We start from the raw sequence: 6,630 nt of genomic DNA on the forward strand, positions 1-6,630 counted from the left end.
AGAACATCAAGGAATTTCGATAAATTTCAAAAGAATCTGACAGACAACTGTTTAGCAACATATCGATAATAGACACCTTTGGTTGAGTTCACCAAAGACACTAGGCGATCGCAGGTAGAGTTATGCAAAAAACTGAGTTTATCAAGAGACTTGTGCTGCTGATTACACTCCTCAATTTGACAAGCTGCCAACTCTCTAACCCTTCCCAAAGCAACAATCAGCCGCTAAAAGTTAACGATGCGACATCAACTGAGGAGACAGATGTTTCCCTCAATTGGTTTACAGATTCGCAACTAAAGCCGACCGATACCGTTTCTGCTGCTGAAGCAAAAGCATTTGTTCATAACGTTTATCAAACGATCGACGATCAAATCTTTGATCCTGCCTTCAAGAAAGCAGAGCGTAACCAGCAACAGCAAGACCTCTTAGCGACGCTCGATACTCAATCAGGTTGGTCAAGGGCAGAATTGACTGAACGTATCAGCAATGAACTGAACAAGCTTTCAGTATCTCACTTGAGGATTTTAGATCCGACAGCAGGTGCAACACTATTTCGCATCTTTGAGCAAAAACCATTACCTGATGCCACACCGACTCCATCAGTTTCCGCCGAGATGAGGGGGGAGGTTGGAATTCTCCGAGTCGAAAGCTTCATTGTTCCTCTCATTACCAAGGCAGAACTTGATCGAGCTAAGGCTCAACTGGCTCAAGCCCAAGTCATTCTCATTGATGTTCGTGCAAATGGGGGAGGTTTTGGGTCCAGCGTTAGTTATTTGGTTGAGGATATCATTGGACCTGACAAAGTAGTGTCAAGAGACAGAACTCGCGAGGGTTTAAAGGTGCAGGAGCCGTACATTTTTCGAGGGTATTTTGATGATGCGATCAACGCAGAAGCCAAGGCAGAAATTGAGCTTTCAGAAACCCATCCCTATATCGAGTGGCGGACACGGTTAGAAGCCCAGGTCGATCCAAGACCTCACTTTATTCTAGTTGATCACCAGTGCGGATCAGCGTGCGATTTGTTTGCAGGAATTATCAAAGACTATGGCTCCGCCAAAATTTTAGGAGTCCGGACAATGGGTGCCCTGTTAGGAGGTGATGCCCTCAGATTGAGATGGCAGGGCTTTGCCCTAATTGTTCCAATCTCTCAGGTTATCTCACCCAAAGGGCACCTGATTGAGGGAGTAGGCGTTCAACCCGATATTGAAATTCCTGAATGTGCAAACGGTGGGAACCAATGTCTGGAAAAGGCGATCGAAATTGCAAATGCGGCAATCTGACAATCATCCTCCGATTGAGGAATACTTGAAGATGCGATCAAGACGAGTTAAATCGATAAGGATGGCGTTTTTTGCTGTAACGACAGCAATGCTGCTCAACCTAGTAAGCTGCACGGGTAGTAGATTTACCCCTTGGCAGTCATCACAACCTTCAGTGCAATCTTCCATGTCTCAGGATACAGAGGAAGACGTTTCATTAGACTGGTTTACTTCATCAACGCTAAGCGATACAGATCCGGTTTCTTCCTCAGAAGCCAAACTGTTTGTCAATGACGTTTATCAAAAACTGGATGCCAATATTTTTGATCCGACCTTTAAAGAGAATCTTCGAGAACAAACCCTCAAGGAATTAATTGCTGAAGTTGATACGAAATCAAGCTGGTCAAGGGCAGAGTTAACACAACTCACCAACCAATATTTGGAGAAGCTTGCTATCTCTCATGCGAGAGTATTCGATCCGGTAGAGGGCGAACAACTGTTTCGTCTATTTACTGAGGAATCTCCATCAACACCTGAAACGGAGGTTGTTTCAGCACAGATAAGCAATCAAGTTGGAATTTTGCAGGTCAAAAGTTTTGTTACGCCTCAAATTACCAGACGTGCAGTTGAGCAAGCAAAAGCTGAACTTTCTCAAGCGAAAGCAATTCTCATCGATCTACGTGGAAATGGTGGCGGTGTTCAATCTGCCATTAGTTATTTGATTGAAGACATCATCGGTCCTGACAAAGTGTTTGCAGTAGAGAGAACGCGAGATGGAATTGGTATGCAGGAACCCTATATTTTTCGAGGATATTTTGATGACTCTGTGAAAAACATTGGTCTTGCTGAAATCAAGTTAACTCAGGAGAAGAACTTTATTGAATATCGAACGCGATTTGAAGCCAAACGTGATCCAAGACCTTACTTTGTACTGGTTGATCACCGATGCGGATCTGCCTGTGAAGTATTTGCGGCTGCCGCTCAAGATCATGGATCTGCTCAAATCTTAGGGGCTCGGACCAGTGGCTCAGTCTTAGGGGGAGGGGTTTTTAAGTTGAGATGGCAAGGATTTGTTATTCTTGCTCCGATCGCTTACACCGTCTCACCTGAGGGCAATGCGATCGAAGGCAAGGGGGTACAGCCCGATATTGAAATTATTGAATGTGAAAATAGTGGCGATCGCTGTTTTGAAGAAGCAGTGGAAATCGTTCGCAACCGTATGTAAGTTTACGGAATAAGCAGGATGCAATGGTTTGTTCTACTCTTTGGACTATTGATTGCAGCAATTGGATTTGGGGCTTATGCTACTCCGTCCCGTTTCAAAGCAGTAAAAGGTTGTGAATAGTCCTAGACATGGTTATTGATGAAGCAATTGCTCAAGCTGCTCTGACCCAATACGATTTGCCGAGTGTTCAACTGACATTTTTGGGACAAAGCCAAAACACAACATTTCGAGTTGAGACAGCAACAGAAGACAAGTTTTTGCTTCGCCTTCATGCTGGTATTGAGGCTGCTGGCGAGGGTTGGCAAGAGGTTTGGAGAGCACCATCCGCGATTCAGTCTGAATTGCTATGGTTGAATGCGATCGCTCAAGACACCGAGTTGACAGTGCCTCAACCCATGCAGAATCGTTTGGGTGAATGGGTAACGAGCATTGCTGGGGCAAAATTAGGGGCTTCAATATTCTGTTCATTATTGCAGTGGGTAGAAGGTGAACATCTCAATGGTGAACCGACAGCACAGCAAATCCGACAGTTGGGTGTACTAATGGCGCAATTGCACCAGCATTCAAGCAGTTGGTTGTTGCCAGTTGGCTTTTCTCGCCCCACCCATGATGTAGAGCAGCTAAAAGCCGCAACGTCTCAACTTGGCATGTTGGTGCAAAACGGCACAATTTCACTGGACGATTACCAAGTGTTCCGAAAGGCTGCTATGCAAGTTCAAGAGTTTATGCATAGTCTTCATCGAACGCGCGACACTTGGGGCGTAATTCACGCTGACTTGCACCAAGGCAATTACGTGTTTTGTGGTAAAGAAGTTCGCCCAATTGACTTTTCGCGCTGTGGCTTTGGTTTTTACCTTTACGATATTGGTCAATCGCTTGGAGATGTTGAGGCATCATTGCGTTGGCATTTCTTCGAGGGTTACTCCAGTGTTAGGACATTACCAGCAAATTATCAAAGCGCTGTTGAAGCATTTTTTGTCGGTTCAACAGTGGAAAACTTTGCTTTTCTCAGTGCCAACCCACAGGAACATGAATGGCTCTCTCGTGCTGTGCCTTATGTTGTCGAGAACCACTTGCACCCATATATGCAGGGTGAGACGTTTCTGCTCCTTAGGTAAACTAGACAATACTGGCATAACAATCCGGTCGGAGCGGACTGCCGAAAGTTCTTGGTTTGGATGCAAAAGCTACTAGCAGCCACTCAACCGGAACGCTAGCCTGCCTTCCAATCGATCGGGAAATTTTACTTTATGTTTGAGATTCAGCTCATTTTGTTCTCACTTTGGCTCCTGTGCTAGGGTTGAGCCATCAAGTTTGAGTGAGATGAGCGTAAAAATCAATGATTGAGCGTGTTGCTTTGCTTCACTGTAACGCCTGCTGCTGATAGTTCATTAACTCCTTAATTCCCTTCTCGGCAACATCCAGAATTTGATTGAGCTGGCTGCGGCTAAAGCTTCCTGCTTCTGCGGTTCCCTGAATCTCAATGAGGTTCATCTGATCATTCATCACCACATTACAGTCAATCTCTGCGGCGACATCTTCTTCGTAGTTCAAATCCAGATAAGGCTGACCTTCCAGCAAGCCAACCGACACCGCTGCGATTTGATGGCGAATGGGCGATCGTTCTAATTCTCCCGATTCGAGTAGAGAGCCGATCGCATCACAGAGAGCAACATAGCCGCCTGTAATTGCCGTTGTGCGGGTTCCGGCATCGGCTTGCAGCACGTCAGCATCTATGGTTAGCGTCCGTTCTCCCAGTGCCTGCATATCCAGGGCTGCCCGCAGGCTTCGCCCAATGAGTCGCTGAATCTCCTGGGTGCGTCCCGACAGCTTCATAAACTCTCTTGCCTGCCGCTGCTGGGTCGCGCTCGGCAGCATTCGGTATTCGGCGGTGAGCCAGCCCTGTCCGCTGCCCTCTAGAAAGCGAGGAACGCCTCGCTGGATGCTCACAGTACAAAGTACCTGGGTATGGCCGCAGTGTGCCAGCACAGAGCCAGCCGCATAGCGGGTAAAGCTGCGATCAAAACGAACGGGACGGAGCTGATCGGCTTGCCGACCATCGGGACGATGCAAAGTCATAGAGAAGTGCCTCACAATTCTTAATCAGGATACTCGTGATTGAGGGGGAAGGATAGGTGGGTCGGTAAGGGGGTGAGGGGATGGGGAGTAGTTTTGAGGGTGGTTTTGGGTTGGGAAAGTTGCCCGGCTAAGTTTTTATAAGCGTGATGAATGAATTATATGTAGCGTGGGTTGTTGGAATTCTAATTTGAGATACGCTATATTTGTTCCGCGATCGATTGTCTCTGGTCAATTTCATCGTTTTGTACTAAATTTGTACTAAGCTTGATGTGCTTTGAAATCAGGGTGAGAAGGATCGATCGTGCGTTAGCCCTTGCCGCATGACTGTTTAACGTTTATTCCAGAACGACTCATGGTTTCCCAACTCGAAGTCCCCGCCCGTGACAGTAATCATTGCCTGCCCCATACGGTTGAAGGATTGGTGCAGGTGTTTACCTCTCCGCACCGTAGCTTTTTTACGAGTGTTATGGCACAAGCCCTGCGAATTGCTGGACAGGGAACCTCGGTGCTGATTGTGCAATTTCTTAAAGGCGGGATTCGACAGGGCTATCAGCATCCGGTACAGCTTGGGCAGAATCTTGACTGGGTGCGGTGTAACTTGCCGCGCTGTATTGACACCCCTGACCTGGAAGAATCTGAAGTCGTTGCCCTGCGTGAGCTGTGGGAACATACGCGCTTGATCGTCGCTGAGGGCAAGTATTCGCTGGTGGTGCTGGATGAACTGAGCTTGGCAATCCACTTTGGTTTAATTTCTGAGGCAGAGGTCGTCGAGTTTCTAGAGAACCGTCCTACTCAGGTTGATGTGATTTTAACGGGTCCAGAGATGCCTGCTGCGCTACTCGATCGGGCAGATCAAATTACGGAGTTGCGGCGAACTCATCGTCCTTGAAGCGGTTTGAGCCGAATGATCTTCCCTACGTCGCCCCCTAAATTCCCCAATTCTGGGGGACTTTGAGATAAGAACTTGAAGTGCGATCGAAAGAGACCCTACCGATTCGATCGCGGGTCGATACTATCTCGTAGACCATCACCTAGCAGGTTAAACGCCAGCACAATCAGCGTGATCATCAGTCCTGGCAGAATGATAGTCCAGGGGGCAGAAAGGGCGTAGCCGTTAGTGAACGAGTCAGAGAGCAATGTGCCCAGCTCCGGTGTGGGAGGTTTTGCGCCCAGTCCCAAAAAGCCTAAACCTGCGGCTTCGAGAGTGGCAGTACCGATCGCCAAAGTTGCCTGAACGACCAGGGGAGCAAGACTGGAAGGCAAAATATGGTTAAAAATAATTCGTCCTGGCTTCGCGCCAAATGCCCGCACGGTTTGCACAAATCCCTGTTCGCGCAGAGACAGCACCATGCTGCGGGTCAGGCGAATGAAGATTGGAATCTGCACCACGCCCACCGCAATCATCACGCTCTGCAAACTGGGTCCGACGACGGTTGCCACCGCGATCGCCAGCAGAATCGAAGGAAACGCCAGCAGAATATCGCTCATCCAGCTAATTACCCGCTCCAGCCAGCCGCGAAAATAACCCCCAATTAGCCCCAGAAACGTGCCGATGATCAGTCCCAGCCCGACGGACACAATACTGATCAGCAGCGAAATTCGAATGCCATACCAGACTAGGCTCAGCATATCTCGCCCCAGCCCATCGGTGCCGAAGAGGTGAGTGCCGCTGGGTGGACTTAGCCGGGCCGCAAAATCCCTTGCCGTTGCCGGATCAAACGGACGCAGCACTGGAGCTAAAATTGCCAGCAGAACGATCGCCACCGTGAGAATTAAGCCAACCCGCGCCGAAATCGATCTGAAGAACCGCTTGCTGGCTTTTTGAAACGAAGATTGATGAACGATCGGACGAGCAGGCAGAGTTTCCATGAGAATAAACCTGTGAATCGACCGGAGATAATTTTGAGAAACTGTAGACTGTGTTAGGCAAAAGCTCTAACCTATTAATTTGAAACAGTGAAGCTAATTGAAACAATGAAGCTAATTAAAATAATGAAGCTAAGAAGTAATCAAATGAATTGATTAGATCAAATTAGATAAATCTTTTTGAACGATTCTGAATGTGAG

6 protein-coding genes are annotated in these 6,630 nt (G+C 47.7%); 4 read left to right on the forward strand and 2 right to left on the reverse strand.

Translation table 11 applies throughout. The annotated features are described in order from the left end of the window. Window positions 1–122 precede the first annotated feature (122 nt). The 3 genes from H6F80_RS18585 (at window position 123) to H6F80_RS18595 (ending at window position 3,602) form a co-directional block, all read left to right on the forward strand. Window positions 123–1,280, forward strand: a complete 1,158-nt coding sequence (locus H6F80_RS18585) for a S41 family peptidase (RefSeq protein ID WP_190793016.1) — start codon at window positions 123–125, stop codon at window positions 1,278–1,280. 166 nt (window positions 1,281–1,446) lie between these two features. Further along, window positions 1,447–2,484 carry a S41 family peptidase gene (locus H6F80_RS18590; RefSeq protein WP_190793017.1) on the forward strand — a complete coding sequence of 346 codons (1,038 nt, stop codon included), beginning with the start codon at window positions 1,447–1,449 and terminating at the stop codon, window positions 2,482–2,484. A gap of 128 nt (window positions 2,485–2,612) precedes the next feature. Continuing rightward, window positions 2,613–3,602, forward strand: a complete 990-nt coding sequence (locus tag H6F80_RS18595; protein WP_190793018.1) for a phosphotransferase enzyme family protein — start codon at window positions 2,613–2,615, stop codon at window positions 3,600–3,602. 244 nt (window positions 3,603–3,846) lie between these two features. On the opposite strand, the gene rph is transcribed toward H6F80_RS18595, so the two are convergent. Further along, a complete protein-coding gene (rph, locus tag H6F80_RS18600) occupies window positions 3,847–4,563 on the reverse strand; it encodes a ribonuclease PH (protein ID WP_190793019.1) in 717 nt (238 codons plus the stop codon). A 352-nt stretch (window positions 4,564–4,915) separates the two neighbouring features. On the opposite strand from rph, the gene H6F80_RS18605 reads away from it, so the two are divergent. Beyond that, window positions 4,916–5,452, forward strand: coding sequence for a P-loop NTPase family protein (locus H6F80_RS18605; RefSeq protein ID WP_190793020.1), 537 nt, complete (start codon window positions 4,916–4,918; stop codon window positions 5,450–5,452). A gap of 98 nt (window positions 5,453–5,550) precedes the next feature. Here the strand turns inward: H6F80_RS18605 and H6F80_RS18610 are convergent, their stop codons facing one another. Continuing rightward, window positions 5,551–6,432: an ABC transporter permease gene (locus H6F80_RS18610; RefSeq protein ID WP_190793021.1), complete on the reverse strand. Its 882-nt coding sequence runs from the start codon at window positions 6,430–6,432 to the stop codon at window positions 5,551–5,553. Window positions 6,433–6,630: the final 198 nt, after the last annotated feature.

It is taken from the genome of Leptolyngbya sp. FACHB-711, assembly GCF_014695615.1.
GTDB lineage: Bacteria > Cyanobacteriota > Cyanobacteriia > Elainellales > Elainellaceae > Leptolyngbya_A.

Bases quoted from the DNA above. Each gene is read 5' to 3' on its own strand.
- H6F80_RS18585 (WP_190793016.1), top strand. From the start codon at position 123: ATGCAAAAAACTGAGTTTATCAAGAGACTTGTGCTGCTGATTACACTC.
- H6F80_RS18590 (WP_190793017.1), top strand. From the start codon at position 1,447: ATGTCTCAGGATACAGAGGAAGACGTTTCATTAGACTGGTTTACTTCA.
- H6F80_RS18595 (WP_190793018.1), top strand. From the start codon at position 2,613: ATGGTTATTGATGAAGCAATTGCTCAAGCTGCTCTGACCCAATACGAT.
- rph (WP_190793019.1), bottom strand. From the start codon at position 4,563: ATGACTTTGCATCGTCCCGATGGTCGGCAAGCCGATCAGCTCCGTCCC.
- H6F80_RS18605 (WP_190793020.1), top strand. From the start codon at position 4,916: ATGGTTTCCCAACTCGAAGTCCCCGCCCGTGACAGTAATCATTGCCTG.
- H6F80_RS18610 (WP_190793021.1), bottom strand. From the start codon at position 6,432: ATGGAAACTCTGCCTGCTCGTCCGATCGTTCATCAATCTTCGTTTCAA.